The 26,579-nt window shown below is 70.7% G+C and carries 26 protein-coding genes; 15 read left to right on the plus strand and 11 right to left on the minus strand.

Translation table 11 applies throughout. From position 1 onward, the window contains the following. Nucleotides 1–14: 14 nt before the first annotated feature. Nucleotides 15–1,616, plus strand: a complete 1,602-nt coding sequence (gene mdlC / locus BLR04_RS14840; RefSeq protein ID WP_090764800.1) for a benzoylformate decarboxylase — start codon at nt 15–17, stop codon at nt 1,614–1,616. A 5-nt stretch (nt 1,617–1,621) separates the two neighbouring features. Here the strand turns inward: mdlC and BLR04_RS14845 are convergent, their stop codons facing one another. Continuing rightward, nucleotides 1,622–2,389, minus strand: coding sequence for an SDR family oxidoreductase (locus BLR04_RS14845; protein WP_090764337.1), 768 nt, complete (start codon nt 2,387–2,389; stop codon nt 1,622–1,624). Between the two features lie 87 nt (nt 2,390–2,476). Between BLR04_RS14845 and BLR04_RS14850 the strand changes: the two genes are divergently transcribed. Next, nucleotides 2,477–3,076, plus strand: a complete 600-nt coding sequence (locus BLR04_RS14850) for a TetR/AcrR family transcriptional regulator (RefSeq protein ID WP_090764340.1) — start codon at nt 2,477–2,479, stop codon at nt 3,074–3,076. Nucleotides 3,077–3,122: 46 nt separating this feature from the next. Here BLR04_RS14850 and BLR04_RS14855 read toward each other — a convergent pair whose 3' ends face one another. Then, nucleotides 3,123–3,677, minus strand: coding sequence for a TetR/AcrR family transcriptional regulator (locus BLR04_RS14855; protein ID WP_176903094.1), 555 nt, complete (start codon nt 3,675–3,677; stop codon nt 3,123–3,125). 107 nt (nt 3,678–3,784) lie between these two features. Here BLR04_RS14855 and BLR04_RS14860 point away from each other — a divergent pair, with 107 nt between their 5' ends. From BLR04_RS14860 to BLR04_RS14870, 3 genes are all read left to right on the plus strand, one after another. Further along, the gene (locus BLR04_RS14860) at nt 3,785–4,771 is read left to right on the plus strand and encodes an aldo/keto reductase (protein ID WP_090764346.1); all 987 of its coding nucleotides are present in this window, start codon (nt 3,785–3,787) and stop codon (nt 4,769–4,771) included. A 166-nt stretch (nt 4,772–4,937) separates the two neighbouring features. Next, on the plus strand, nt 4,938–6,260 hold the full coding sequence (locus BLR04_RS14865; RefSeq protein WP_090764349.1) for an MFS transporter: 1,323 nt from the start codon (nt 4,938–4,940) through the stop codon (nt 6,258–6,260). 20 nt (nt 6,261–6,280) lie between these two features. Continuing rightward, nucleotides 6,281–7,234 (plus strand): NAD(P)-dependent alcohol dehydrogenase, encoded by a 954-nt coding sequence (locus BLR04_RS14870; protein WP_218128927.1) that lies wholly within the window; start codon nt 6,281–6,283, stop codon nt 7,232–7,234. Nucleotides 7,235–7,321: 87 nt separating this feature from the next. Here the strand turns inward: BLR04_RS14870 and BLR04_RS14875 are convergent, their stop codons facing one another. Next, nucleotides 7,322–7,744 (minus strand): hypothetical protein, encoded by a 423-nt coding sequence (locus BLR04_RS14875; protein ID WP_090764355.1) that lies wholly within the window; start codon nt 7,742–7,744, stop codon nt 7,322–7,324. 647 nt (nt 7,745–8,391) lie between these two features. Further along, the gene (locus tag BLR04_RS14880) at nt 8,392–9,447 is read right to left on the minus strand and encodes a cytochrome P450 (protein WP_090764802.1); all 1,056 of its coding nucleotides are present in this window, start codon (nt 9,445–9,447) and stop codon (nt 8,392–8,394) included. Nucleotides 9,448–9,738: 291 nt separating this feature from the next. On the opposite strand from BLR04_RS14880, the gene BLR04_RS14885 reads away from it, so the two are divergent. Both BLR04_RS14885 and BLR04_RS14890 read left to right on the plus strand, forming a co-directional pair. Then, nucleotides 9,739–10,422, plus strand: a complete 684-nt coding sequence (locus BLR04_RS14885) for a TetR/AcrR family transcriptional regulator (protein WP_090764358.1) — start codon at nt 9,739–9,741, stop codon at nt 10,420–10,422. Between the two features lie 320 nt (nt 10,423–10,742). Further along, entirely contained in the window at nt 10,743–11,162 is a 420-nt protein-coding gene (locus BLR04_RS14890) for a tautomerase family protein (RefSeq protein ID WP_090764805.1), read from the plus strand. Here the strand turns inward: BLR04_RS14890 and BLR04_RS14895 are convergent. After that, nucleotides 11,060–12,559: an FAD-dependent oxidoreductase gene (locus BLR04_RS14895; protein ID WP_090764360.1), complete on the minus strand. Its 1,500-nt coding sequence runs from the start codon at nt 12,557–12,559 to the stop codon at nt 11,060–11,062. The genes BLR04_RS14890 and BLR04_RS14895 overlap by 103 nt on opposite strands. Continuing rightward, complete coding sequence (locus BLR04_RS14900) at nt 12,556–13,020, minus strand: transcriptional regulator (RefSeq protein ID WP_090764363.1); 465 nt, start codon at nt 13,018–13,020, stop codon at nt 12,556–12,558. The genes BLR04_RS14895 and BLR04_RS14900 overlap by 4 nt, the downstream gene beginning before the upstream one ends. 183 nt (nt 13,021–13,203) lie before the next feature. On the opposite strand from BLR04_RS14900, the gene BLR04_RS14905 reads away from it, so the two are divergent. Further along, complete coding sequence (locus tag BLR04_RS14905; protein ID WP_090764366.1) at nt 13,204–14,133, plus strand: LysR substrate-binding domain-containing protein; 930 nt, start codon at nt 13,204–13,206, stop codon at nt 14,131–14,133. Between the two features lie 94 nt (nt 14,134–14,227). Here BLR04_RS14905 and BLR04_RS14910 read toward each other — a convergent pair whose 3' ends face one another. Together BLR04_RS14910 and BLR04_RS14915 are read right to left on the minus strand one after the other, a co-directional pair. Then, entirely contained in the window at nt 14,228–15,667 is a 1,440-nt protein-coding gene (locus BLR04_RS14910; RefSeq protein ID WP_090764369.1) for a M81 family metallopeptidase, read from the minus strand. 11 nt (nt 15,668–15,678) lie between these two features. Next, nucleotides 15,679–16,815 (minus strand): ROK family transcriptional regulator, encoded by a 1,137-nt coding sequence (locus BLR04_RS14915; protein ID WP_090764372.1) that lies wholly within the window; start codon nt 16,813–16,815, stop codon nt 15,679–15,681. 212 nt (nt 16,816–17,027) lie between these two features. On the opposite strand from BLR04_RS14915, the gene BLR04_RS14920 reads away from it, so the two are divergent. The 6 genes from BLR04_RS14920 to BLR04_RS14945 all read left to right on the plus strand — a co-directional run bounded on the left by BLR04_RS14920 (nt 17,028) and on the right by BLR04_RS14945 (nt 24,064). Then, the gene (locus BLR04_RS14920; RefSeq protein ID WP_218128929.1) at nt 17,028–18,746 is read left to right on the plus strand and encodes a peptide ABC transporter substrate-binding protein; all 1,719 of its coding nucleotides are present in this window, start codon (nt 17,028–17,030) and stop codon (nt 18,744–18,746) included. A 6-nt stretch (nt 18,747–18,752) separates the two neighbouring features. Then, nucleotides 18,753–19,712: an ABC transporter permease gene (locus BLR04_RS14925; RefSeq protein ID WP_090764378.1), complete on the plus strand. Its 960-nt coding sequence runs from the start codon at nt 18,753–18,755 to the stop codon at nt 19,710–19,712. Further along, nucleotides 19,709–20,593 carry an ABC transporter permease gene (locus tag BLR04_RS14930; protein WP_090764381.1) on the plus strand — a complete coding sequence of 295 codons (885 nt, stop codon included), beginning with the start codon at nt 19,709–19,711 and terminating at the stop codon, nt 20,591–20,593. The genes BLR04_RS14925 and BLR04_RS14930 overlap by 4 nt, the downstream gene beginning before the upstream one ends. 15 nt (nt 20,594–20,608) lie before the next feature. Continuing rightward, nucleotides 20,609–22,633, plus strand: coding sequence for an ABC transporter ATP-binding protein (locus BLR04_RS14935; RefSeq protein ID WP_090764383.1), 2,025 nt, complete (start codon nt 20,609–20,611; stop codon nt 22,631–22,633). 91 nt (nt 22,634–22,724) lie between these two features. Further along, entirely contained in the window at nt 22,725–23,399 is a 675-nt protein-coding gene (locus tag BLR04_RS14940; protein WP_090764385.1) for a hypothetical protein, read from the plus strand. 89 nt (nt 23,400–23,488) lie between these two features. After that, nucleotides 23,489–24,064, plus strand: a complete 576-nt coding sequence (locus BLR04_RS14945) for a YHS domain-containing protein (protein WP_090764388.1) — start codon at nt 23,489–23,491, stop codon at nt 24,062–24,064. A gap of 2 nt (nt 24,065–24,066) precedes the next feature. Here BLR04_RS14945 and BLR04_RS14950 read toward each other — a convergent pair whose 3' ends face one another. Next, nucleotides 24,067–24,420 (minus strand): MmyB family transcriptional regulator, encoded by a 354-nt coding sequence (locus tag BLR04_RS14950; protein ID WP_176903096.1) that lies wholly within the window; start codon nt 24,418–24,420, stop codon nt 24,067–24,069. A gap of 94 nt (nt 24,421–24,514) precedes the next feature. Then, nucleotides 24,515–25,666, minus strand: a complete 1,152-nt coding sequence (locus BLR04_RS14955; protein WP_090764391.1) for an RNA-guided endonuclease InsQ/TnpB family protein — start codon at nt 25,664–25,666, stop codon at nt 24,515–24,517. Nucleotides 25,667–25,712: 46 nt separating this feature from the next. Here BLR04_RS14955 and BLR04_RS41310 point away from each other — a divergent pair, with 46 nt between their 5' ends. Further along, complete coding sequence (locus BLR04_RS41310) at nt 25,713–25,877, plus strand: hypothetical protein (RefSeq protein ID WP_218128932.1); 165 nt, start codon at nt 25,713–25,715, stop codon at nt 25,875–25,877. Nucleotides 25,878–25,902: 25 nt separating this feature from the next. Here BLR04_RS41310 and BLR04_RS14965 read toward each other — a convergent pair whose 3' ends face one another. After that, complete coding sequence (locus tag BLR04_RS14965) at nt 25,903–26,436, minus strand: helix-turn-helix domain-containing protein (protein WP_218128934.1); 534 nt, start codon at nt 26,434–26,436, stop codon at nt 25,903–25,905. Nucleotides 26,437–26,579: the final 143 nt, after the last annotated feature.

Here is a 26,579-nt window from a genome sequence, read left to right on the forward strand (position 1 = left end):
AGGGAGTGCGCCGCATGCCGACCGTGCGCGAGACCACGTACCACCTGCTGCGTACGTGGGGGCTGACGACCGTCTTCGGCAATCCGGGCTCGAACGAGCTGCCCTTCCTGGACGGCTTCCCGCCGGACTTCCGCTACGTGCTCGGTCTGCACGAAGGGGCGGTCCTCGCCATGGCCGACGGGTACGCGCAGGCCACCGGCCGTCCGGCGCTGGTCAACCTGCACTCCGCGGCCGGGCTCGGCAACGCGGTGGGCGTGCTCGCCAACGCCCGCGCCTCGCACACGCCGCTCGTCGTCACCGCGGGCCAGCAGGCCAGGCCCATGATCGGGCTCGGCGCGGTGCTCGGCGAGCCCGACCTGACCCGGGTGCCCGCCCCGCACGTCAAGTGGGCGTTCGAGCCGTCCACCGCGCAGGACGTGCCGCGCGCCCTGTCGCAGGCGTTCCACCTGGCCACGCTGCCCCCGGCCGGCCCGGTGTTCGTGTCGCTGCCCCTGGACGACTGGGCGCGGGAGGCGCAGGCCGACCAGGTCGCCCATCTGGCCGCGCGCCGCGTCCGCGCCGCCGGGGCCGCGTCCGCCGAGGTGGTGGTGGAGCTGGCCGGCCTGCTGCGGTCGGCGCGCACGCCGGTGCTGGTGGCCGGTCCCGAGGTGGACGAGGAGGACGCCTTCGCCGCGGTGGTCGCGCTCGCCGAACGGCTGCGGGCGCCGGTGTGGACCGCGCCCACCCCGCCGCGCTGCCCGTTCCCCACCCGGCACCCGCTGTGGCGGGGCGTGCTGCCGCCCAGCATCTCCGGCGTCGCCGAGCATCTCGCCGGTCACGACGTGGTGCTCGTGCTCGGCGCGCCCGTCTTCCGTTATCACGCCTACCGGCCAGGCCCGTACCTGCCCGAAGGCGCGCACCTGGTCGCGGTGGGACGCGACCCCGAGGCGGCGGCGCGCAGCGCGTTCGGGGACGCGCTCGTCGCGGACCCCGGCGTGGTGGCCCGCCAGCTCCTCGACGCGTTCCCCGAGCCCTGTGCGCGGCCCGCCCCCGTGGGTCTCGTCAGGGACGAGCCGCCGCTGGAGGACGCGGCGCCCTTCACCGCCGGGGCGGTGTTCGCCGCCATGGCCCGCCACCTGCCCCGCGACGTCCGCCTGGTCAACGAGTCGACGTCGAACACCGCGCAGTTCTGGGAGCAGCTCGACCTCGACCGTCCCAGGAGCCTGTTCTTCCCGGCGGCGGGCGGGCTCGGCTTCGGGCTGCCCGCCGCGGTAGGGGTGGCGCTCGCCGACCCCAACCGGCCGGTGGTGGCCGTGCTCGGCGACGGCGCGGCCCAGTACGGGGTGGCCGGGCTGTGGACCGCCGTCCAGGAGCGGCTGCCCGTCACGTTCGTCGTGCTCACCAACGGCACGTACGGCGCGCTGCGCTCCTTCGTCACCCAGCTCGGCGTCTCGGACGCCCCCGGCCTTGACCTGCCCGGCCTCGACGTCGCGCGGATCGCCGAGGGCTACGGCATGCCGGCGCGACGGGTCACGGGCGCTGGCGAGCTGGTCGCCGAGCTGGCGAAGACCGGGCCCGGCCGCGGCCCGCGGCTGCTGGAGGTGCCGATCGTCCAGGAGCACCGGGCGCTCGGCTAGAGACGTCACCCGGCGGTGGCCGACAGGCCGCCGTCGATGGTGAAGACGACGCCGCTGGTGTAGGCGGAGCGGTCGGAGGCGACGAAGGCGATGAGGTCGGCGACCTCGCGGGGCTCGGCGGCCCGGCCGAAGGGGAACGTCGACGTCAGGCGGCTCTCGTCGCCGGAACTGCTGCCGGACTGCTTCTTCATGAGGGTGAGGATCCGCTCGGTCGCCACCGCTCCGGGGTTGACGCCGACGACGCGGATGCCGTCGGCCGGGCTGCCGCCGCCCAGCGCCCGGGTGAACGCCATCAGCGCCGCGTTGCCGGAACTCCCCGCGATGTAGTTCGCGTCGACCCGCTCGCCGGCCACGCCGATGTTGTTGACGATCACGCCGTGGCCTCGGGTCCTCATGCGTGCGTAGACGAGCCGGGTGAGGTCGATGTAGCCGAGGACCTTGAGGTCCCAGGCATGCCGCCAGGTGTTCGCGTCGATCGCGTCGAGCGTGCCGCCGGGGATGTCGCCGGCGTTGTTGACCAGGATGTCGATGTCAGGAACGGCGTCGGCGAGGCGGGTGAGGTCCTCCGGCCGCCGCAGGTCGGCCGGATGGACCTGGACGTCGACGCCGTGTTCCTGCCGCAGCCGCCGGGCCAGCTCCTCCAGCGCCGCCGCGTTGCGGGCGGCCAGGTGCAGGTCGCAGCCCTCCTCGGCGAGCACCTCTGCGGTCGCCGCGCCGATGCCCTGCGACGCGCCGGTGACGAGCGCGCTCTTCCCGCGCAGCTTCAGGTCCATCTAAGTCCTCCCCGTTTGCCGGAACTGTTGGTTCCGGTAAGAAGGCTTGCCGAAACTGTCGGTTCCGTCAAGTGGTACGTTCTGCGTATGCCGTCCGACGTCGCTCGTGAGCCGGTCGCGCCGCGCCCCCACACCGGCCGGCGGCGCAACCCGGCGGTCCGTGAGGCCGTCCTGAAGTCCGCCGCCGACCTTCTCGCCGGGCCCGACGGCCTGACGGTCTCGATGGACGCGATCGCCCAGGCGGCCGGGGTCAGCAAGCACACGATCTACCGCTGGTGGCCGTCCAAGGGGGCGGTGCTGCTGGAGGCGCTGGTCGAACGCGCCCAGCAGGAGACGAGCATCCCCCGTACCGGAACGCTCGCCACGGACGTGGAGAGCTTCCTGGTCGCCACCTTCGACGCCGTCGAGCGTGTCGCGCCCCTGTTCCGTGGCCTCATGGCCGAGGCGCTGCGCGACTCCAAGGCCGCCGAGGGCATGCGCGAGTTCGTCGCCGCCCGCAGGCAGGGCCTGCGTGCCCTGCTCACCCACGGAGTGGAGCAGGGCGAGTTGCCGCCGGAGACCGACCTGGAGCTGATGATGGACCAGATCTACGGCCTGATGTGGTACCACCTGTTGATCACGCACACGCCCCTGACCGAGGAACTCGCCGTCCACCTGGCCAGAACACTGATCCGCTCGGCCGCCTGAACGGGCGCGCCCCCGAACGCCGCCCTCGGCGGGCGGATCGGGCGTGTCAGGGGCGGAGGCCGGTGCGGATGATCGACAGCAGGCGCTCGCGGGCCCGCGGGTCGGGGGCGGCGCGTTCGCGATCGACGCAGCCGGTGAGCAGGGCCTTCACGTCGGCCATGTCGGTGTCGGCGCGGACCGCTCCCGAACGCTGCGCCGCGTCCAGCAGCGCGCTCCAGGCGCCCATGACGTCGTAGCGACTCTCCTGAGCCGCCGCCACGAAGTCGAACCCGGCCCCGGCCAGAGCGTCCACCAGCCCCTTGTTGGTGGCGCCCGCCTCGACCAGCGCGGCGAAGAACCCGAAGAACGCCTCATCCGGCTCCTCCCGCTCGGCGAGCTCGCCGGCCCGGCGGACGAGCTGCTCCATCCGGTCGAACAGGACCGCCTGGAACAGCGCCTCCTTGGTGGGGAAGTGGCGGCTCACCGTGCCCGTGCCCACGCCCGCACGGCGGGCGATCTCGTGCACGGGCACCGACAGCCCCTCGGCGGCGAATGTCTCGGCCGCCACCTCCAGGACCCGCGCCCTGTTGCGCTGGGCGTCGGCACGCAATGGCCTGCTCATCGGAATTCGAGCTCCGGACGCATAGACAAACGGGACGGCTGTCCCGTATCTTCGGAATTAAACGGGATGGTCGTCCCGATTCTATCCCCTCGTACCAGGGACACGCTATGCGCATGGTCACACTCGGCGGGGGCCTGCAGGTCTCCGCGCTCGGCCTCGGATGCATGGGCCTGAGCGAGTTCTTCGGCCCCACCGACAGGGAGGCGTCCCTCGCCACGCTCAGGCGGGCCGCGGACGTCGGCATGACGCTCCTCGACACCTCCGACTACTACGGCGTCGACTTCGCCAACGAACGCCTGATCGGCGGCTTCCTCCGCGAACGGCGGCGGGAGGAGATCACGATCGCCACGAAGTTCGCGGCCGTGCGGGCTCCCGGCACCGGCGAGCTGATCGGCGTGCGCGGCGACCCCGCGTACGTCCGCGACGCCTGCGAGGCGAGCCTGCGCCGCCTCGGTACCGACCACCTCGACCTCTACTACCTGCACCACCCCGACACCGGCACGCCCGTCGAGGACACCGTCGGGGCCATGGCCGAACTGGTGGCCGCAGGGAAGGTGCGCCACCTCGGGCTGTCCAACGTCTCGGCCGAGCAGCTGTGCGCCGGTCACCGGGTGCACCCGATCGCCGCCGTGCAGAACGAGTGGTCGCTGTTCAGCCGCGACGACGAGACGTCGGTCGTGCCGGTCTGCGCCGAGCTGGGCATCGGGTTCGTGGCGTACGCGCCGTTCAGCCGAGGGTTCCTCGCCGGGCGGCGCACCTCGACGGACGGGCTGGCCGGGGACGACCTGCGGCGCGCGCTGCCCCGGTTCGCCGCCGCCAACGCCGCGCACAACGCCTCCCTGCTCGCCCCCGTACGGGACATCGCCCAGGCCCGCGGAGTGACGATGGCCCAGGTCGCGCTGGCGTGGCTGCTGCACCGGCAGCGGGTGCACGGCGTCACCGTCGTGCCCATCCCGGGCACCTCGAAGCCGTCCCGCGTGGTGGAGAACGCCGGCGCGCTGGACATCCACCTGACCGGCGAGGAACTGGCGGCGCTCGAACCCGTCGCGGCGAAGGTGGCGGGCGACCGCATGCCGCCCCCGCCCGACCTCTGACACGTCCGGCCACGTGCTCCGGTGCGTTCCTCGCTAGGACATATGACGTAGAGCGAGCACCGCAGAAGACTGACGACCGGGTCAGGTGGCGCGTCTACATTGAACGCACCTGTGTGATCTTCGTCACTCAGGATCCGACCCTCCGCCTGTTCGAGGAGCACCCCCCGTGGCTTCCCCAGCGTCAACCAGGCAACCATCGACGAAGAGCCTGTTCGCGGCCAGCTTCGTCGGCACATCGATCGAGTGGTACGACTACTACATCTTCGGCACCGCCGCCGCGCTGGCGTTCGGAAGCCTGTTCTTCCCGCAGGCCTCGCCCACGGCGGGCACCCTCGCGGCGTTCGCCACGTTCGCGGTCGGATTCGTCGCCCGCCCGCTCGGCGCGGCGATCATCGGACACTTCGGCGACCGGATCGGCCGCAAGTCGATGCTGATCCTCACCCTGCTGCTGACCGGCGGGGCGACGTTCCTCATCGGTGTGCTGCCCACCTACGCCGCCATCGGCATCGGGGCGCCGCTGCTGCTCGTCCTCCTGCGCGTCGTGCAGGGCTTCGGCGTCGGCGGCGAGTGGGGCGGCGCCATCCTCATCGCCACCGAGCACGCCTCGCCGCGCCGCCGCGCCGTCTACGGCAGCTTCGCCCAGTTCGGCGTGCCCATCGGGGTGCTCACCTCCAACCTCGCCTTCCTCGCCGTCTCCGGCCTGTCGGACGAGGAGTTCCTGTCGTACGGCTGGCGCATCCCGTTCCTGCTCAGCGTGCTGCTGGTCGTCCTCGGCCTCGTGGTGCGCCGGCGACTGCAGGACGCCCCCGAGTTCGAGCAGATCAAGCAGCAGAACACCGTCATCAAGGTGCCCTTCGGCGAACTGGCCCGCAAGCAGCCGCGCAACCTCATCATGGCGAGCCTCGCCTCGATCGCGGCGCCGGCCGTCGGCTACACCGTGATCGTCTACATGCTCACGTACGGCACGACCGTGGTCGGCTTCGAGCGGACCACGCTGCTCACCCTGATCCTGGCCTCCACGGTGGTGTGGATCGCCACGATCCTGGGGTCGGCCGCGCTGTCGGACCGGTACGGCTCCAAGCGCATGTACGTCATCGGCGCGGTGACCGCCGTCCTGTGGCCTGTGCCGATGTTCGCCCTGGTCAACACCGGCGACTGGGGAGCGGCGCTGGTGGCGTTCATGGTGGCCGCGATCGTGCAGGGCCTCATGGCGGGCGCGCAGGGCGGCCTGTTCGCCGAGATCTTCGACGTGCGCTACCGCTACAGCGGCATCTCCATCTCCTACCAGCTCGGCGGCATGATCGGCGGCGCGCTCACGCCCATCGTGGCGACCGCGCTCTTCGACGCCTACCAGTCGTCGACCGCGATCGCCCTGTACGTGGCCGCGCTGTGCCTGATCACGCTGGTGTCCCTGTTCGGCATCCGCAGGATCACCGAACCGGAGCACGCCGAATCCGGCGAGGAGTCGCCGGCGCCGACGGCCGGATGACGCGTCCGATGAAAGCCGCGGTGCGCGAGCGATACGGTCCGCCGGACGTGGTGCGCGTCACCGACGTGCGGAAACCGTTAGCCGGCGACGGAGAACTGCTGGTGAAGGTGCACGCCACCACCGTCAACCGCACCGACTGCGCGTTGCGGGCGGCCAAGCCGTTCTTCTGGCGGCTGTCCACCGGGCTCCGGCGGCCGAGGACGGCGGTCATCGGCAGCGAGTTCGCCGGTGAGGTCGAGGCGGTCGGCGCGGGCGTGACGGCGTTCCGGCCGGGCGACAGGGTGTTCGGTTACGACGACGCCGGCTGGGGCGCGCACGCCGAGTACCTGACCATCTCCCAGCACGGCACGCTCGCCGCCATCCCGGAGCGGCTGTCGTACGAGCAGGCCGCCCCCGGTCTCGAGGGCTCGCATTACGCGCTGACCATCATCGAGGGCGCGGGCGTCCGTTCGGGGCACGACGTGCTGGTCAACGGCGCGACCGGGGCGATCGGTTCGGCGGCGGTGCAGTTGCTGGCGCACCGCGGCGCCCGGGTGACCGCCGTCTGCGAGACGGCGCACGCCGACCTGGTACGCGGCCTCGGCGCCGACCGCGTGATCGACCACACGACCGAGGACTTCACCGCCCACGGCGGCCACTACGACGCCGTCATCGACGCGGTCGGGAAGAGCACGTACGCGCGATGCAGGCGGCTGCTGAAATCCCGCGGCTGCTACATCGCGTCGGACCTCGGGCCGCTGTGGCAGAACCCCTTCCTCGCACTCGCCGGGCCGCTGCTCGGCGGGCGGCGGGTGAAGTTCCCGCTGCCGAGGAACGACGCGGCGACGGCGCGGCATTTCGCGGAGCTCATGGCCTCGGGCGCGTTCCTGCCGGTGATCGACCGGCGGTATCCGCTCGACGACATCGTGGAGGCGTACCGGTACGTCGAGACGGGCCGGAAGATCGGCAACGTCGTCATCACCGTCACGCCGTGACGCTCACCGTGTGCATGTCTCCGCTGGAAAGCGGAGGGCCTCCCCCCTCGCCCACAGGGCTGGGGGGAGGCCGTCGTTCACGGTCGGTTACCAGAGCTGGTGAACGGAACGGTGGCCGTCCACGATGATGATCACAACGAGGTGACGCAGCCCGCCGGAGCCGTTCCGGTAATGACGGAAGAAGTCGGAGTAGTTGTAGCTGAACCGGTGCCCGCGGCTGTCAACGCCCTGGAAGAAGTAGTGCTTGTTGAAGTTGCGGCCGGCGAAGTGCTTGAAGTTGAAGAAGTACCGGCCGTTGCTCTTCCACCAGGTGCCCCTGAGGGAGTAGCCCCGGTAGGAGTAGCCGAAGTTGCGGCCGAAGGTGGTCGCCTGCGCCACGGAGGCCACCGAGGTCACGGAGGTCGCCGCGGTCTGGCCGGTGGTGGCCGCCTGGGCGGAGGGAGCCATGGCCAGGCCGCCGAGCAGGGTGCCGACCACTGCCGCGCCCCCGAGGATGTTGCTGATCTTCACGTTCTTGCCTTCCTGATGATGGATACACGCCCGAAGGACCGGATTCGGTGCCCCCGTTCCGGCCGGGCAGCCATCACATTAGGGAGGAAGGAACGCCCGTTCTGTGGAGGAATACACGTTCGACCCCGAATGCGTACAACGACACATTCAGCCGGCCGATTTTCCGTCGGCGGCGTGTTCCAGGGCGGAATTCCGCTTCGCGCCGCCGGCCGCCATGGAGCCCGCCTACGCCCACGCCCGACGGCGAGGCGGGCTCCCGCACTCGTGAGCGGTCCCAGGGCGGATTCACTGTCCCGGTGATGAATTCCATCGGCGATCAGCCGGGATGACGTTTCCCGATGTGTTTTTCGCAGCACGTCGGAGAGACGCGACGGGGAGTGCCTTGCCGGTGGTGTACGAAAAGGCACACGCATCTTCGCGAATTTCGAATGAACCGCCGATTCACCGAGTACGCATTTCCGGGACCGAAGGCAGGCCGGAGTGGGACTCGACGAGAGCGGCGTCGGCGGCCGTGAGGGTGGCGGCGCTTAGTGGTCCAGGCAGCTGGTCCAGGAGTGCACCTCCAGCAGGGCTTCGAAGCACTGATGCTCGTGGCCGTCGGCGCCCCGGCTCATGTCGTCGCTGATGGCCGCCCTTCGCCGGCCGTCTCAGGACCAGGTGACCGGCAGGGAACGCACGCCGAAGATGAGCATCTCGTCGCGTACCGGCACCTGCTCGGCCGGCACCGCCAGGCGCAGATTCGGCAGGCGGGACATCAGTTCGCCCAGCCCCGCCCGCATCTCGATCCGGGCCAGCTGCTGACCCAGGCACTGGTGAACCCCATGCCCGAATGCCAGGTGCGGAGTACGCGAGCGGCGCAGGTCGAACGCGTCGGGATCGGGCCAATGCCGCGGGTCCCTGTTGACCTCGGGAGTTGCGATCACGACGGTCGCGCCGGCCGGGATGTCCACCCCGCCCAGCGTCACCGGCGCCGTGGTGACCCGGCTGACCCCGAGCTGGATGATCGACAGGAACCGCAGCAGCTCCTCCACCGTGTTGTCGATCAGGCCCGGATCGGCACGCAGCGTCGCGAGCTGGTCGGGATGCTCCAGCAGTGCGAACGTACCCAGACCCAGCATGTTCGCCGTGGTCTCATGGCCCGCGTTGAGCAGGACGAGTGCGACATCGACCAGCTGCGCGTCCGTCAAAGGCGGGTGGGCGGCGTGGATGAGCCCGGACAGCAGGTCGTCGGCGGGGTTCGAGCGCTTGCCGGCCACCAGCCGCCGCATGAACGCATACAACTCGGCGCGCGCCGCGGCCTGCTCCTCCGGGGTCGAGTTCGCGTTCAGCCCGACCGCCGTACGCGCCTGGAACTGCGCACGGTCGGCGTGGTCCACGCCCAGCAACTCGCAGATGACCAACGACGGCAGCGGCAACGCGAACGCCGGCACCAGATCGGCCTCCGTGCCCGCCGCCCTCATCGCCTCGATGTGCTCGACCGCGATCTCCGTCACCCGCGACTCCAGCTCCCGCATCCGCCGCACCGTGAACTGACCCGTCAGCAACCGCCGCAACCGGGTGTGCTCAGGCGGGTCCATGAAGACGAAGAGCCCGTCCTCGCGCTCCGCCACCGCCGCCTCCATCTCGGCCGGCTTGTGCGGCTGCGGCGACGTCGCGTCCCGATGACGCACCTTGTCGGCACTGAAACGCGCGTCCGACAACACCGTACGGGCCTCCTCGAACCCCGTCACCAGCCATGCCCGCGCGCCGTTCAGCAGATCCAACGGCCGCACCGCGCCCTCTCCCCGCAGACCCGGCGGCGGATCGAAGGGGCAACGCCCACGCTCCACCATGTCCACCGGCAGGATCCGCCGCATCCCTGTGGTGCTCACGCTCGGAGACTTCCTGGTCAAGCTGTGGTCGGCCATGAGCACGTCCCGTTTCTCGAAGGGGTTTTAGAGTACGCATCTGTATCTAATGGCGGACACCATAGGTCAACGCGATAAGATACGCAAGTGAATCGTAAGCACGAGCGGATCGCGGGTGAACTCGGGGCGCAGGCGGCGGAACGTCGTACCGACGGCCGCACGACGCGCGGCAGCGGCGCATCCCGTCGACGCGGCCCCGCACTCGAGGACGCGATCCTCGACGCCGCGTGGGACGTGCTGATCGAGCACGGATACCACGGCTTCACCTACGAAGCGGTCGCCGCCCGTGCCGGCACGAGCCGTCCCGTGCTCTACCGGCGCTGGCCGCAGCGCGACGACCTGCTGCTGGCCACTCTCACAAGGTTCTGGCAGCCCATCGCGGTGCCCGACACCGGCAGCCTCCGCGACGACGCGATCGGCTTCCTCCGCAACGCCAACGCCGACCGCGCGCCCACCATCACGTTGATGAGCGTGCAGCTGGTGGACTACTTCCGCGACACCGGCACCAGCTTCGGCGAGCTACGCGACACCCTCCTCCCGCCGGGCCGGGCGACGGCCTTCGAGACGATCGCCGCCCGCGCGGTTGAGCGTGGCGAGCTGCCCGACGTGCCCCGCTCGTCCCGCGTGGTGAATCTGCCTTTCGACCTGTTGCGCCACGACCTGCTCACGACGATGCGCGCGGTGCCGGACGAGTCGATCGTCGAGATCGTGGACGAGGTGTGGCTGCCGCTGCTACGCCCATCCGCGGCCCGAGGTTCCGGGGCTGGGTGACGACCGGATCCTGCGGGGGCACTTCGCCACGCAGTACCGTGCCTGGGACAGGGCGATGTCCATCGCAGCGCCGAAGGCGAGGCCGGGCCGCGGGCTGCCGGTGGACGACATCGCCGACGTCCTGAGCGCCCCCGCCCGCCGCGGGTGAGAAGCGCGCGCCCGGCGGCGGGTTGGGCAAAGCGCTTCCCAAGCTCTCTCCGTGCAGGATGCAACAGGGCCGATCTGCCCTCATCTTCCCAGCCTGGGAGGGAAGCCCTACTCAGGTGATGAAGCCGCCGACGTGACCCGGGCTGATGTGGTTCGACGATGGGAGCGCCGACATGCCGCTGGTACGCCTCGACATGGTCCGCGGACGTAGTCCCGATCAGGTCCGTGCCATCGCCGATGCCGTCCAGGAGGCCCTGGTGGAGGCCCTGGGAATCCCGGCCGGGGACCGCTTTCAGATCGTCACCCAGCACGAGCCGGAAGAGATCATCGCTCAGGACGCCGGGCTCGGGTTCGACCGGACTTCCGGGATCGTGATCATCCAGGTCTTCACCCAGCGCGGCCGCGACACCGCGGACAAGCAGCGTCTCTACCGCACGCTCGCCGACCGCCTGGAACGCGCCGGAGTGGCCGGCGAGGACCTGTTCCTCGGCTACACGGAGAACGGCCCGGAAGACTGGTCGTTCGGCTTCGGGCGCGCCCAGTACGTCGACGGTGACCTGGCGATCCCCGGGCGGCCTCCGGCCGGCACCTGAGCCCCGGCGCGCGCGACCGTGCCGAGGAGTTCGTTGAGGACTTCTGTCGTGCTGGGGTGCGTGTAGATCGAGTTGCCGAGCTCGCGGGCAGGAACGTCGTGACGCATGGCCAGGGCGACCAGGTTGATGACTTCCTGGGAGTCGATGCTGATCAGTGCCGCGCCGAGAACGAGGTCGGTGTCCGCGTCGATGACGAGTTTGATCAGGCCGCGGGTGTCGCCCATGATCCTCGGACGATGCGTGGCCGTGGCGCGGGCGACGAGCTTGCCGGCGGTCCGCACGTTGTGGCCGCGTTCTCTGGCGGCGGTCTCGGTGAGGCCGACGGTGGAGAACGGCGGGGTGATGAACATCGTGTGCGGGACGGCCCGTCGATCAGCGGTGGAGCGGGTGCCGTCCCCGAGAAGCAGGTCCGCGACGATGCGGTGATCGTCTTGGGAGATGTAGGTGAACTGCGGTCCCCCGTTGACGTCGCCGATCGCGTAGATGTGCGGACGGCTCGTGCGCAGGTGCTCGTCCACCTCGATGGCGCCGCGTTCGGTGGTGCGGATGCCCGCTCGGCCGAGGTGGAGTCCTTCGACGGCGGGAGCGCGCCCGGTGGCGACGAGGATCTTGTCCGCCCTCAGGGTCCGCGGACGTCCGCCGACCTCGTAGCAGACGGTGGTGTCGACGGAGCCGTCCCTGACCTCGGTCACCTTCGCGTCGGGGATGAGCGTGATTCCTTGGTCGCGGAGAATGCCGACGACGACGTCGGCGACATCGTCGTCCTCGCGACCCATGAATCCGGGAAACGCCTCGAGAACCGACACCTCGGACCCGAACTGCCGGTACATGGCCGCGAACTCCAGGCCGAGGTAGCCGCCGCCGATCACCACGAGGTGTCGTGGCAGCTCCTTGGTGTGGAGCAGGTCAGTGCTCGTCGCCAGGTACGCGCTGTCGCGCAGCCCGCGGATGTCGGGGACCACGGGCACGGAGCCGGTGCTGATCACGATGGTCGCGGCGCTGACGGTCAGGCGGTCGTCGCCCGCCGCGACCTCGACCGTCGTGGCGTCGAGGAACGAGGCCCTGCCGGTGACCACGGCGACGGTGTCGAGGGTGTCCAGCATCTCGAAGTTCCTGCCGCGCGTCATCGTGGTCAGGTCGGTGACCGCGCCGATCGCGTCGTGGTACCAGCTCTGCGGGTCGTCGCCCGGGCGACGGACGTCGGCGTGGTGGACCAGCGCCTTCGTCGGTACGCAGCCGATGTTGACGCAGGTGCCTCCGTACATCTGGTCGGACTGCTCCACCATGACGACCCGCCTGCCCTCGCGGCCCATGGTTCCCGCGAGATCCTTGCCGCCCTTGCCGAAACCGATGACCAGCACGTCCGCCGTGATGCCGAGGCGCTCCGCTCCGCTCATGGCAGCATCTCTCTCTCGAAGGATTCGCGTCCCGACTCGTCGAACCGCGCGCAGAGCTCCTGGATCTCGTCCTTGAGAAGGATGAGCTGGGAGAAGCCGACCAGTTCGCCGTCGATGCGGATCGGTGAGACCGTGACCAGGATCGTGATTCCCCCGTAGGGCCTGGCGACGTAGCGTACCGGCTCGACGTGGCCCTCCTCGAAGAGCCGGAGCATGGCGTCGAAGCGGGGATTGGTCACCGCCCGGCGATGCCGCTTCCTGACGTCGTCGCCGATGTATTCCGGCTTCCGGTCGAGGTGCTCAGAAGCCCACTTGTTGTAGTACATCAGCGCTCCGTGGCGGTCCAGGATGGTGACTCCGACTCCGACCTGCTCGAGAACCCGGTCCGCCCACTCGTCCAGCCCCCAGTCCGTGGCGATGCGGCTCTCGGTCACTTCGGCCGGCTCGACCTGAGATGACATGGATACCTCCGAAGAAGGGGGGTTGGTGGATGCCTGTCCTGGTAGACAGACCGCGCCGAGTACGGCGTATCACTACAAAGTCTGGACGCTTGAGCACGCGTCCACAATGAGCCTTCTTCGGGGTGAGCCTTCGGTTGAGCCGAAGGCTGGTCGGGTGCGGCCGACCCGGGTACCGTCTCGACCATGACGTACGACCTGACCGATCTTCAGCTGTTCCTGCAGGTGGTCGACCAGGGCAGCATCACCGGGGGTGCGGACCGCGCACATCTGTCGCTGGCTTCGGCCAGTGCGAGGATCAAGGCGATGGAGAAGGCTCTGGGGGCGCCGCTCCTGATCCGGCATCGCCGTGGCGTCGTGCCTTCACCGGCGGGATGGCTGCTGGTGGCCCATGCCCGTGAGGTCGTTGGCCAGATGGCCCGGATGCGTTCAGATCTGTCGCGATATTCCGACGGCCTGCGGCCCACATTGGTGATCTCGGCCAACACGTCGGCCACCGAGACGCTCGTGTCGTCGGTGATCGTCGACTTCATGGCCGACAACCCCGACATCGACCTGGAACTCGAGGAGCGGCCGAGCCACGAGATCGTCGCGGCCGTCACCGAGGGCCGGGCGGAACTGGGGATCATCGCCGACACCGTCGATTCCGGCCGGCTGGAACGGGCGGTGCTGCGTCCCGACCCCCTGGTCGTCATCACCCGGCCGGGCCACGCGCTGGCCACGCGTGCCCATGTCGCGTTCAGCGAGTGCCTCGGCCACCCGTTCGTCGGCTTCACCGAGGGGAACCCGTTGCAGGAGCATCTGAGCGGACAGACCCAGCCGCTCGGACTCCGGCCCCGCTACCGGGCGCATCTGCCGACCACGGAGGCGATCTGCGGTGCGGTGGCGGCCGGCGTCGGCATCGCCGTGGTTCCCGCGCGCGCGGTCGTCCGTTGGCGGCGTGCCTACGACCTGCGGGTCGTGGAGCTGACGAACTCCTGGGCGAAGCGCAACCTGCTGTTGTGCAGCCGGCGCCGGGCCGGGCTCTCCGAAGCCGCGGCGGCGCTCGCCGCGCGCCTCGAAGCGGACGGGGAGACCGCCGCCGCACCGGCCGACGGCGGCGCCGAGGGCGCGTAGCCGGCGACGGGCGCAGGGGTCGGGCTCCGCGGGGCGAACGCGATCACGGCCGGCCGGGCCCCTCCCCTCCCAGGGGCCCGGCCGGCCGCGCGGGTCAGCGAGGGTCGAAGGTGAGGGCGGCGTCCTCGTCGAGGGGGAAGATCGGGCGCTTGAGGTTGCGGTACGGCAGGCGGTGCAGGTCCTGGTCGACGCCGCCCGGCGTGAGCGCGAGCATCCAGTCGGCCGCGGCCTCGTACAGCTCCGGCTCCAGGTAGCCGATCTTGACCGTGACCACGTCCACCGAGGAGACCTCCACCCCGAGCAGCCGGTACGACTCCAGCAGCCGGTACTGCATGCGGCGCGAGGTGAGGAAGACGCTCAGCCCGCCGATGCGGACGCTGACCACGCGCCCGCCGTCGGGGTCGTCGGCGATCGCCTCCAGCGAGCCCTCCAGCAGCAGCGGCCCCGGGTCGCGGGCGTCGACGCGGCCGCCCGCGCGCACGCTGACCGGCGCGCCGACCGGCAGGTGACCGACGGCGGCCACCGCCTCGGGGTCGAACAGGGACGCGTAGACGGCGCGCACCGAGCCGTCGCGGATCTCGGGCCGGGCCAGCATGCGCTCGAGGGCGAAGGTGACGTCGTCGGCGCCGCCCGCCCCCGGGTTGTCGCCGGAGTCGCTGATGAAGTACGGCCGTGCCGCGCCCTCCTTGAGCGCCGCGTCCAGGCACTCGTCCATGGAGCCGGTGGGCGCGACGAAGGCGAAGTCGTCGCGGGCGTCCCAGAACGCCTGTCCCAGCTCGCGCGCCGCCTGCTCGGCGGCGGCCGCGTCGGTGCCGGTGGCCACGACAGCGCCGGTGCAGCGGGGCTCGTCGGCCCAGGCGAAGCCGATCCAGATGGCCGCGTCGATGACGCCGGGCCTGGCCTCGACGTCCGGGATGCGGGCGTACAGGCTGCGGGCGGGTTCGACGCGGGTGCTGGTCATCTCGCCGGGCAGCAGGACCGGCACGTGCACGAGCGTCTTGTGCGGACGCTCGCCGCGCCGCAGCGCCTCGACGAGGTTGCGGGCGGCGCGCTCGCGGGTCTCCCACACGTCCACGTGCGGCGCGGTGCGGTAGCAGGTCAGCAGGTCGCAGCCGGCGAAGAGGGTGGGGGAGACGTTGCCGTGCAGGTCCATCGCCGCCGACACCATCGGCTCAGGGCCGATGACGCCGCGGATGGCGGTGATGAGGTCGCCTTCGGCGTCCTCGCGGCCGACGACGCTCATCGCGCCGTGGAAGTCGAGCAGGACGCCGTCGAACGGGCCGTCGGCGAGGCCCTGGACGATCTCCTCCCGCCAGGCGTCGTACGCGGCGGGCTCGACGGCGCCGCCCGGCAGGGCGCGGGCGTGGACGAGCGGCACCCACTCGACCTCGGCCGCCCACGGGTCGCCGAGCCAGTCGTACCGGTCGAGCAGGGCCTGGCCGCGGGTGACGTCGAAGTCGGCGGTGCCGCTCAGGTGCGGGGAGAAGGTGCTGGACTCGATGTGGATGCCGCAGACGGCGATGCGGAGGGACACGGTGGTTCTTTCTACGAGGTACGGATGTCGGCTGATTCGCGCAGGAGGTGACCCAGCCCGATGAGGGCCGCGTCAGGGCCGGCGACGCTCGCCTCGATGGACAGCGACTGGGTGAGCGGCGGCAGGCAGCGCTCGTAGAGCATGCCTTTGACGGCCGCCACGTAAACGTCGAGGCTCGACAGCGCGCCACCGATGACGACGCTGTCGGGGTTGAGGAAGTTGACCAGACCGGACAGGGCGACGCCGAGCAGCCGGCCGGCCTGGCGCACCTGGGTGACCACGGCCGGGTCGGCGTTCACGGTCGCGTCCATGACGTCGCGCGTGCCGGCCACCGGCAGGCCGCGCCCGGCCAGCTCGCGGACGAGCGCCGCGCCACTGGCGACGGTCTCCAGGCAGCCGCGGCTGCCGCAGGAGCATTCACGCTCGCCGCTGTCGGCCACGCGCACGTGGGTGACGTCGCCGCTCAGGCCGCGCCCGCCGCGGTAGATCTGGCCGTCGCTGACCAGGCAGGCGCCGATGCCGGTGCCGGCCTTGACGTAGATCATTTCGCCGGTGTCGCGCCGGGTGACGTGCTCGCCGATGGCGGCGGCCTTGGCGTCGTTGTCGACGAGCGCGGTCACGCCGAAGCGGTCGCGCAGGTCGGACTGGACGTCGTAGCCGCTCCAGCCCGGCATCCTGGCCGGGCCGACGAGCTGCCCGTGGGGGAAGTCGACCGGCCCGGGCAGGGCCATGCCGACGGCCAGGAGCCGCCGGCCGGGCGCGTGGGCGGCCCTGAGGTCGTCGAAGGCCGCGCTGACCCGGTCGAAAGTCGCTTGGGGGCCGGCTCCTATGTCGACGGCGAACTCCTCGGTCGTGAGCAGCGCGCCGTCGGGGGAGCACAGGGCCACGCGGGCATGGCGGGCGCCCAGCTCGGCCACCGCGAACACGCCGCCGGCCTCGCGCAACCGAAGAATCTTCGGACGGCGTCCGCCGGTGGAGGCGCCGACGCCCTCCTCCCAGATCGTGCCCTCGTCCAGGAGACGACGCACCACGGTGGAGACCGTGGAGGGAGCCACCTGCAGCGTCTCCACCAGGTCCGCGCGCGACGTGGCCTTGCCGCTGGCCAGCAGGTTTAACGCCTGCTCGCGCAGACTGGCGGGGTCCGACATGCCGCTCCTCTCTGATGCATGCGCCAGGCGCTCATCATCCGTCACGAGGACGATCATGAAAAGCCGTCTCGTTGGCGGGGACTCTATACCGAAATAAGTCCGGTGAACAAAGTAGATTTTTCGCTTGACTTACTATTTCGTCATCTATACATTCCTCGGACTGAACAGCCCTTGGAGGGCACGCCCACGTCACGACGAGGAGAAACATGGGGATGAGAACCCGCATCGTGTGCGGCGTGGTTGCCGTCGGGCTCGGCCTGACCGCCTGTAGCGCCGGCGCCGGCAGCAGTACGCCGCAGGGCGGTGCGCAGGGCAAGGACACCGCGACCGTGGCCTTCCGCACCCCCAACTGGATCTTGCCGATCTCCGCCCCCGGTTTCACGCAGGGCGAGAACGACATCTTCTCCACCGCCCTGTACCGCAAGCTGTACGCCTACAAGCTCGACGGTTCCAACGCCGACAACGTCGACACCGAGCGCTCGCTGGCCGAGCCGCCCGCCGTGAGCGACGGCGGCAAGACGCTGACCATCACGCTGAAGGACAACACCTGGTCCGACGGCAAGCCGATCACCACCAAGGACATCCAGTTCTGGTGGGACCTGGTCACGACGAACAAGGAGCAGTGGGCCTCGTACCGGCCCGGTGGCTTCCCCGACAACATCTCCGACTTCAAGGTCAAGGACGACAAGACGTTCTCCCTGACCACGAAGGAGGAGTACAACACCGCCTGGTTCGTCGACAACCAGCTCAACCGGATCGTCCCGCTGCCCCAGCACGCCTGGGACAAGGGCGACCCGAAGAAGACCTTCGAGGAGCTCACCGCCGCCTCCAAGGACCCCAAGACGTACGCGACCAACCCGCTGTGGAAGACCAACAGCGGCCCGTGGAAGCTCGAGAGCTACGTCCCGAGCGGCGAGGTCGTGCTGGCCAAGCAGGACACCTACACCGGCACCGACAAGCCGAAGCTGAACAAGATCGTGCTGCGCCCGTTCACGGGCGACGACGCCGAGTTCAACGTGCTGCGGGCCGGGCAGATCGACTACGGCTACATCCCGCCGGCGAACCTGTCGCAGAAGTCGTACCTGGAGTCGAAGGGCTACAAGGTCGCCCCCTGGTACGGGTGGTCGATCACCTACCTCCAGCTGAACTTCAACAACCCCAAGACCGGGGTGCTGTTCAAGCAGCCGTACCTGCGCCAGGCGCTGCAGATGCTCATCGACCAGCCGACCATCAGCAAGGTCATCTGGTCGGACATGGCCGCGCCCACCTGCGGTCCGGTGCCGGCCAAGCCGGGATCGCCGAGCGGCGAGGGCTGCGTCTACCCGTTCGACCCGGCCAAGGCCCAGCAGCTGCTCCAGGAGCACGGCTGGAAGGTGACCCCCGACGGGCAGACCACCTGTGAGGACCCCGCGCTGTGCGGCGACGGCATCGCCAAGGGCGCCCCGCTCGACTTCACCGTCACCAGCCAGTCCGGCTTCGCGGCGACCACGAAGATGTTCGCCGAGATCAAGTCGACGATGGCCAAGGTCGGCGTGCAGCTGACCATCAAGGAAGTGCCCGACTCGGTCGCGGTCACCCCCGCCTGCAAGCCCGACGACGCCAAGTGCGACTGGGACATGTCGTTCTTCGGCTCGCAGGGCAGCTGGTACTACCCGGCCTTCGCCTCCGGCGAGCGGCTGTTCCAGACCGACGCGCCCGTCAACCTCGGCAGCTACAGCAACCCCGAGGCCGACAAGCTCATCGAGGCCGCCCAGTTCTCCGGTGACGCCAGCGCGCTGCAGGCCTACAACGACTTCCTGGCCAAGGACCTGCCGGTGCTGTGGATGCCGAACCCCGTCTACCAGGTCTCGGCCTACAAGACGGATCTGCAGGGCATCGAGCCGCAGGACCCGATGAACGGCATGTACTTCCAAGACTGGTCCTGGAAGTAGCCGATCTTGACCCGGTACCTCCTCACACGCCTGGGCCAAGCCCTGGTCATCGTGATCCTGGTGACGCTGATCACGTTCCTGATCCTCCATGTGCTCCCGGGTGGCGCGGCCCGCGCCATCCTGGGCAAGGAGGCGACACTGGAGCAGATCGCCGCGTTCAACCACGAGATGGGGTACGACCGGCCGCTGTGGGAACAGTACGCGCTGTACCTGCAGCGGTTGGTCCACGGCGACCTCGGCTACTCCTTCCAGCTCAACCAGTCGGTGGCCGAGGCCATCGCCCAGCGGCTGCCCAAGACGATGGTGATGTCGCTGGCCTCGACGGTGCTCGCCGTCGTCGTGGCCGTGCCGCTGGGCGTGGTGCAGGCCGTACGCCGTAACCGCTGGCCCGACTACACCATCAACGCGCTGTCGCTGCTGGCGTACGCCACGCCCATCTTCTTCATGGGCCTCATGATGATCATCCTGTTCTCCCAGGTGTGGGCGGTCCTGCCGCCCGAGGCCCCGCAGGGCTTCACCCTGGGGGAGGTGCTGGCGGACCCGGCCGGACTCGTGCTGCCCGTGGTCACGCTGGCGATCCTCACCGTCGCGGTCTACTCCCGCTACATCCGCTCGTCCATGGTCGACAACCTCAACGAGAACTACGTCCGTACGGCGCGCAGCAAGGGCCTGTCCGAAGGACGCGTGATCGTCGGGCACACGCTGCGCAACGGCCTGTTCCCCGTCATCACGCTGCTCGGCATGTACCTGCCCGCGCTGTTCAGCGGCGCCCTCGTGGTCGAGCGGCTGTTCAACTACCCGGGCATGGGCCTGCTGTTCTGGCAGGCGGCGCTCAAGCGGGACTACCCGATCCTGCTCGGCGTCACGCTGCTGATCTCGGTGGCCACCGTGCTCGGCGCGCTGGTCGCCGACGTGCTCTACGCCGCGGTCGATCCGCGGGTGCGACTCAAGGCAGGCCGTTCATGACCACCACCCCGCACGAGGAGGAGGCGCCCGTCCGCGGGATGTGGCGCCAGGGCCTCGAAGTCTTCGTCGAGAACCGGCTCGCCCTGGTGGGCGTGGCCATCTTCGTCCTGCTGGCCGGCTTCTCCTTCCTCGGGCCGCTGCTCTACCACACCGACCAGGTGCACACCGACCTGACGAAGGTCTACCTGACCCCCGGCGCCGACGGGCATCCGCTCGGCACCGACGGCGTCGGCTACGACCAGCTCGGGCGGCTGATGCTCGGCGGGCAGACGTCCATCGTGGTCGGCCTCGCCGCCGGCCTGCTCGCCACGGTCGTCGGCACCGTCTGGGGCGCCATCGCCGGCTTCGCCGGCAGCTGGGTCGACGCGGTCATGATGCGGGTGGTCGACGCGATGATGTCGATCCCCGCGCTCTTCCTGTTCATGCTCATGGCCTCGATCGTGACGCCGACCGTGCCGATGCTCATCGTCATCATCGGCGCCTTCGCCTGGCTCGGCCCCGCGCGGCTCGTCCGCGGCGAGGCGCTGACGCTGCGCACCCGCGAGTACGTCATGGCGATGCGCGGCATGGGCGGCGCCGGCGGGCGCGCGGTGCGCCGGCACATCATCCCCAACGCCATCGGCACGGTGATCGTCAACGCGACCTTCCAGGTCGCCGACGCGATCCTGTACGTGGCCTACCTGTCGTTCCTCGGCCTGGGCGTGCCGCCACCCGCGGCCAACTGGGGCGGCATGCTGTCCGACGGCCTGTCGGACACCTTCAGCGGCCACTGGTGGCTGCTGTACCCGCCGGGAATCGCCATCATCCTCATCGTCCTCGCCTTCAACTTCATCGGCGACGGGCTGAGGGACGTCTTCGAGGTCCGCCTCCGGCGGCGTTAGCAGGAGGGTACGTTCATGGAGGCACCGACCCAGCCGCTGCTGCGGCTGCGCGACCTCAGCACCGACATCGCGCTGCGCCGCGGCACCGTGCACGCGCTCGACAAGGTGAACCTCGAGGTCCGGCAGGGCGAGACGCTCGGCGTCGTGGGCGAGTCGGGCAGCGGCAAGACCATGACCGTGCTGTCGGTCATGGGGCTGCTGCCCTCGGGCGGCCAGGTCGTCGGCGGGGAGATCCTCTTCGACGGCCGCGACCTGCGCCGGCTGGAGGCCAAGGAGCTGCGCCGGGTGCGCGGCGTCGAGATGGGCATGGTCTTCCAGGACCCGCTCACCTCGCTCAACCCCACCATGCGCATCGGCGCGCAGGTCGCCGAACCGCTGCGCGTCCACCAGGGCGTCAGCAAGGCCGAGGCCCGCGATCGGGCCATCGAGATCCTGCGCCGGGTCGGCATGCCCCGTCCCGACAAGATCGTTGACGACTACCCGCACCAGCTGTCGGGCGGCATGCGCCAGCGCGTCGTCATCGCCATGGCGCTCATCCGCTCCCCGCGCCTGCTCATCGCCGACGAGCCGACGACGGCGCTGGACGTCACCACCCAGCGCCAGATCCTCGAACTCATCGACGACCTGCGCGAGGAGTTCAAGATGGCGGTCATCCTGGTCACCCACGACCTCGGGGTGATCGCCGGCCGCGCCGACCGGGTCGCCGTCATGTACGCCGGCCGCGTCGTGGAGACCGGCACGACCGCCGACCTGTTCCGCGCACCGCGCCACCGTTACACCGAGGCGCTCATGCGGGCTCTGCCGGAGTCGGCCGCCGAGGGCCGTCTCTACAGCATCCCCGGCCTGCCGCCCGACCTGTCGCGGCCGCTGACGGGCTGCCGCTTCGCGCCCCGCTGCCAGTTCGCCACCGACGAATGCCGCACCGGCGACGTCCTGCTCACCCTGGACGCCGCAGGGAACGGGCACGAGTTCGCCTGCCTGCACCCGGTCGCCGAACCCGTCGCGATCACGGCGTCCGCCCCCGTGGCCGAGACCGCCGCGAAGGCCTCCGAGCCGCTCCTGACCGTGCGCGACCTGGTCAAGGAGTACGACGCGGGCGGCTCAGGCATGCGCAAAACCGCCGGGCGGGTCAGCGCCGTGGCCGGAGTCTCGTTCGAGGTCAAGGCCGGTGAGACGCTCGGCATCGTCGGCGAGTCAGGGTGCGGCAAGTCGACCGTCGGCCGTGTCGTGGCCGGCCTCGAACCGGCCACGGCCGGACAGATCATCGTCGACGGCCAGGACATCGCCACGCTCGACCGGCGCGCCCGCCACCACATGCACCGGCAGGTGCAGCTGATGTTCCAGGACAGCTACGCGGCCATGAACCCGCGCATGCGCATCGACTCGATCCTCACCGAGCCGCTGGAGATCCAGCAGGTGGGCGACGCCGCCGCGCGCCGCGCCCGGGTGAGCGAACTGCTCGACCAGGTCGGACTGCCGCGCCGGGCGCTGGAACGGTACCCGCACGAGTTCTCCGGCGGCCAGCTGCAGCGCATCGGGCTGGCCCGGTCGCTGGCGCTGAACCCGCGGCTCATCGTGGCCGACGAACCGGTCAGCGCCCTGGACGTGTCGGTGCAGGCGCAGGTGCTCAACCTCATGCGCGACCTGCAGCACGAGCTCGGCCTGTCGTACGTGTTCATCAGCCACGACCTGTCCGTGGTCGACTACATGGCCGACCGGATCGGCGTCATGTACCTCGGCAAGCTGGTCGAGGTCGGGCCGGCGAGCCAGGTGGTGCGCGCGGCGCGGCACCCGTACACCCAGGCGCTGCTGGACGCCGTCCCCTCGCCCGACCCGGACCGCGCACCGGCACCGGACACCACCATCAGGGGCGAGCTGCCGAGCGCGCTCAACCCGCCGACCGGCTGCCGCTTCCGCACCCGCTGCCCGCTGGCCCAGGACATCTGCGCCACCGAGCCGCCGCTGCAGGGCGGGACGCACCAGGTCGCCTGCCATTTCCCGCTCCGCCAGGAGCCGGCCCAGGAGACCTCGGCGGCCTGATCGGCCACGCACGTCCCCGGCGGTGGTGGCCGCCGGGGACGCAGCACGGAGTGGGATGATCCGGGGGAGTGACCCCTCGAAGGAGGCGCGCATGCTGCTCACGTCCCGCTCCCACGCCGAGTACCGGGCGATGTTCGACCTCTCCGACGCCGACCTGGCAGGGGTGACGCTCGACTGCGCCGCGGGCGCGTCGAGCTTCGCCGCCGTGGCCTCCGCCGCGGGGGCCAGGGTGCTGGCCACCGACCCGCTGTACGCGCAGGGAGCCGACGCGCTCGCCGCACGCCTGCCCGATGACCTGGTCAGGGCACAGGAGATGCACCGGGCGGCGGCGGACCGGTTCGTCTGGGACTGGTACGGATCGCCCGCCCGCTACCAGGAGATCCGCGTCGAGTCGGGCACCCGGTTCCTCGCCGACCTCAGGCGCGCTCCCGGCCGTTACCTGGCCGCCGGGCTGCCGTACCTGCCGCTCGCCGACCGCAGCGTCGACCTCGTGCTCTGTTCGCACCTGCTGTTCACCTGGGCCGGCGAGCACGACCATGCCTGGCATCGGGCGGCGGTCCTGGAGATGTGCCGGGTCGCGCGCCGCGAGGTGCGGATCTTCCCGCTCGTCCATCTCGGCCCCGGCGAGCCGGTGGAGTTCCTCGGGCGGCTGCGCGCGGAGGTCGAACAGGTCACGGGTGCGCGGACCGCGTGCCCGCCGGTGCCGTACGAGTTCCAGCGCGGCGCCGACCGGATGCTCAGGATCCGTCTACACCGGGGGCAGTAGCCGGAAGAACCTTCCCTGGGACGACGACGCCAGGCGCGTCGATGACGGAGCATCGCAGGAAGCCGGCCCTTCGGAAGGACACCTCAGCGATGCTGTTCATCGAAGTCATGACGCCCCAGGGCACCCTCACCGAGCAGGAGCGCCAGGCCCTCGCCGGGCGGCTGACCGCGCGCCGCCTGCTGGCGGGCACGCACGACGCCGTCGACCCCGGTGTGCTGGGCCTGCTGGACTCGCTCACGTCCGTGGTGGTGCGCGAGGAACGGATCTGGACGGCAGGCGCCGTCGACCCGTCCCGGTACGTCGTGAACGTGACCGTCGGCGTGTGGGGCAAGGAGATGAGCGAACACCTCGTCACCCGGATCAGCGCGGAGCTGGCGGACGCCGGTGCGGACGCCGTGGTCAACGTGATCGGCGTCCCCGAGGGGGGATACGGCCTGCGGGGGCGGGTCCGGCGCTCGCCCGACATGCTCGACCTGATCGAACAGTCCAGGACCGGCTCGGCGGCGCCCGTCCCCGAGGGCATGGTCGTCGACCCGGTGTGCGGCGCGACCCTGCCGGTCGAGGACGCCGTCTGGCTGGAACGCGACGGCCGGACGTACGGCTTCTGCTGCCCGCACTGCCGTGGCCACTTCGCCAAGCGGCTGCGCGAGCGCGCCGACGCCTGAGGTCAGCGGCCGCGCAGCGTGGTCAGGGCGCGGGCGGTGGGGGAGCCCGGCTCGGTCGTGTAGACGACGAGCCGCTGGTCGGGCTCGTGCGGCGCGCAGACGATCTCGATGTCGAAGGACAGCGGACCGGCGGCCGGATGGTGGACGCGCTTGGCCACCGGCCCGTAGTCGCGGACGGCGTGGTCGTCCCACCATCGCGCGACGTCGCCGTCCGACGCGCGCAACTCGGCCATGAGCGCCTCGAGGCGGTGGTCGTGCGGGCGGCGGGCGATCTCCCTGCGCATCGTGGCGACGGTGGCCGCGGCGAAGTCCGCCCAGTTCGCGATCCGTTCGCGGGCGAGCGGGTCCTGGAACATTTGACGCGCTCCCCGGCCTGAAGGCCGGGGATTCAGCCCGTGCCGCGTCTGCGGCACCTCTGTGGCTTCCTGTTTCACCGGGTCCTGCCCTCCGCTAAGCGGCGGGTCTTACGGTCCCTCCGCAGGCGTTTAGCCTCTCCACCCGTCCGGCGGCGAGGATGTTCTTGGCGGCGTTGACGTCCCGGTCGTGGACAGCACCACAGGCGCATTCCCAGGTCCGGACGTTGAGCGGCATCGACCCGGCCAGTGCCCCGCATTCCGAGCACAGCTTGGAAGAGGGGAACCAGCGGTCGATCCTGACGAAGGTCCGGCCGTGCCGGGCGGCCTTGTAGGCGAGCATCGCCGTGAACTGTCCCCATCCGGCGTCGTGCACACTCTTGGCGAGCTTCGTGCGAGCCAGACCCTTCACCGCAAGATCCTCCACATACACCGCTTGGTTGTCGCGAATGATGCTCGTGGAGAGCTTGTGCGCGAAGTCCCGGCGCGCGTCGGCCACCCCGGCGTGCGCACGAGCGACCCTGACCATGGCCTTCCTGCGGTTGTCCGACCCCTTCGCCTTCCGGGACAGAGCCTGCTGCGCCTTGCGCAGGCGGCGTTCGGCACGGCGCAGGAAACGCGGGTTGCCGATCTTCCGGCCGTCCGACAGCACCGCGAAATGCGTCAACCCCAGATCGATCCCGACCTCGGCGGCCGTCGCCGGCAGCGGCTCGTCACAGACCTCGACCACGAACGACGCGAAGTACCGGCCCGCCGCGTCCTTGACCACCGTCACACTGGAAGGCTCCGCAGGCAGGGAACGCGACCAGCGGACCGGCACGTCCCCGATCTTCGGCAGGCGCAGCTTCCCGCCCGCCGTGACCTGGAATCGGGCGTTCTTGGTGAACCGGATCGCCTGCCGCCTGTCCCTCTTGGACTGGAACCGGGGCGGGGCGATCTTCGGCCCCTTGCGCTTGCCGGTGAGTGAGGCGAAGAAGTTGCGGTAGGCGGCGTTCAAGTCGGCTAAGGCCTGCTGCAACACCACCGCCGACACCTCCCCCAACCAGGCGCGTTGCGGAGCCTTCTTCGCCTCGGTGATGACCCGCTTGGACAGGTCACCATCCGAGAGGTACGGCAGCTCCTGCTCACGGGCTTCCTGCCTGGCGCGCAGCCCGTCGTTGAACACCGTCCGCGCGCACCCGAACGCCCGCGCCAGCGCGGTGCGCTGACCAGGGGTCGGGTAGAGGCGGACGTTGTATCTGAGCTGCACGATCCGGAGCTTATCCCTTGCGACACCACAATGATGTCTGTTTCCGATGGCGCTGCGGCTTCCCGACGACGTGCACGCACGGCTGATCACCCACGCAGCCACCGACCGCCGGTCCCACAACTCCCAGATCGTGCACCCGCTGGAGACCACACTCGACGCCGACGAGACACCCGACGAGACACCCGACGAGACACCCGACGAATCGCCTTGACGGCGATTCGTCGTTCCCTGCCCCGCTACGCGGGACAGTCCGCTTCACCCCCGGCCTGAAGGCCGGAGCACTGCGGACGATTCCGGTAGCGGACGAACGACGTGCCCGGCTCCAGCGGACGTCCGAGGACCTCCACGAGCAGGGCGTTGCGCGCCAGGACCTCGCCGCGGTGGCCGAGCAGCAGCACCGGCACGTGGTCGAGCGTGCGCATCAGCCGCAGGAGACCGGCGTCGGGCCGCTGGGCCGTGGAGGGCCCCGCGACGGCGCGGCGCCGCTGGGCCGGGGCGGCGAGGTCGCGCAGGTGCGCGTGCTCGACCTCGTCCAGGCGCAGCGCCCGGGCCAGCGCGTCGAGCACCTCGGCGGAGATGTTGGCCTGGCGTCCCTGTTCGAGCCGGCTGTAGTAGTCGGAGCTCAGGCCCGCCAGCACGGCCAGCTCCTCGCGCCGCAGACCGGGCACCCGCCGGGCCCCGGGGAAGGGCCGGATGCTTGCCTGGGAGGGCGTGAGACGGTCCCGCCGTGAGCGCAGGAACGCCCCGAGCGCGGCGCGGTCACGTGGCATCCCCCAGAGTAGGCGACCGGACCAGCCGGGCTGCCCAGGGCGACCGCCAGGCGCCTTCCGAGGCCGGCGGCCGGGCCGGGCGTGGTCTTCCGGGGGCTCGCGTGACGGTCCTGGGCCTCCGTCGTGGGCCTCCGTCGTGGGCC

It is taken from the genome of Nonomuraea maritima (assembly GCF_900100395.1).
GTDB classification, from domain to species: Bacteria; Actinomycetota; Actinomycetes; order Streptosporangiales; family Streptosporangiaceae; genus Nonomuraea; species Nonomuraea maritima.

Excerpts from the sequence above, each read along its gene's own strand:
- BLR04_RS14860 (WP_090764346.1), top strand. The coding sequence starts at position 3,785 with ATGCGCATGGTCACACTCGGCGGGGGCCTGCAGGTCTCCGCGCTCGGC.
- BLR04_RS14965 (WP_218128934.1), bottom strand. The coding sequence starts at position 26,436 with ATGCCACGTGACCGCGCCGCGCTCGGGGCGTTCCTGCGCTCACGGCGG.
- BLR04_RS14895 (WP_090764360.1), bottom strand. The coding sequence starts at position 12,559 with ATGAGCGGAGCGGAGCGCCTCGGCATCACGGCGGACGTGCTGGTCATC.
- BLR04_RS14845 (WP_090764337.1), bottom strand. The coding sequence starts at position 2,389 with ATGGACCTGAAGCTGCGCGGGAAGAGCGCGCTCGTCACCGGCGCGTCG.
- BLR04_RS14915 (WP_090764372.1), bottom strand. The coding sequence starts at position 16,815 with ATGTCGGACCCCGCCAGTCTGCGCGAGCAGGCGTTAAACCTGCTGGCC.
- BLR04_RS14855 (WP_176903094.1), bottom strand. The coding sequence starts at position 3,677 with ATGAGCAGGCCATTGCGTGCCGACGCCCAGCGCAACAGGGCGCGGGTC.
- BLR04_RS14900 (WP_090764363.1), bottom strand. The coding sequence starts at position 13,020 with ATGTCATCTCAGGTCGAGCCGGCCGAAGTGACCGAGAGCCGCATCGCC.
- BLR04_RS14940 (WP_090764385.1), top strand. The coding sequence starts at position 22,725 with ATGCTGCTCACGTCCCGCTCCCACGCCGAGTACCGGGCGATGTTCGAC.
- BLR04_RS14850 (WP_090764340.1), top strand. The coding sequence starts at position 2,477 with ATGCCGTCCGACGTCGCTCGTGAGCCGGTCGCGCCGCGCCCCCACACC.
- BLR04_RS14905 (WP_090764366.1), top strand. The coding sequence starts at position 13,204 with ATGACGTACGACCTGACCGATCTTCAGCTGTTCCTGCAGGTGGTCGAC.
- BLR04_RS14890 (WP_090764805.1), top strand. The coding sequence starts at position 10,743 with ATGCCGCTGGTACGCCTCGACATGGTCCGCGGACGTAGTCCCGATCAG.
- BLR04_RS14945 (WP_090764388.1), top strand. The coding sequence starts at position 23,489 with ATGCTGTTCATCGAAGTCATGACGCCCCAGGGCACCCTCACCGAGCAG.
- BLR04_RS41310 (WP_218128932.1), top strand. The coding sequence starts at position 25,713 with ATGGCGCTGCGGCTTCCCGACGACGTGCACGCACGGCTGATCACCCAC.
- BLR04_RS14930 (WP_090764381.1), top strand. The coding sequence starts at position 19,709 with ATGACCACCACCCCGCACGAGGAGGAGGCGCCCGTCCGCGGGATGTGG.
- mdlC (WP_090764800.1), top strand. The coding sequence starts at position 15 with ATGCCGACCGTGCGCGAGACCACGTACCACCTGCTGCGTACGTGGGGG.
- BLR04_RS14920 (WP_218128929.1), top strand. The coding sequence starts at position 17,028 with ATGAGAACCCGCATCGTGTGCGGCGTGGTTGCCGTCGGGCTCGGCCTG.
- BLR04_RS14950 (WP_176903096.1), bottom strand. The coding sequence starts at position 24,420 with ATGTTCCAGGACCCGCTCGCCCGCGAACGGATCGCGAACTGGGCGGAC.
- BLR04_RS14935 (WP_090764383.1), top strand. The coding sequence starts at position 20,609 with ATGGAGGCACCGACCCAGCCGCTGCTGCGGCTGCGCGACCTCAGCACC.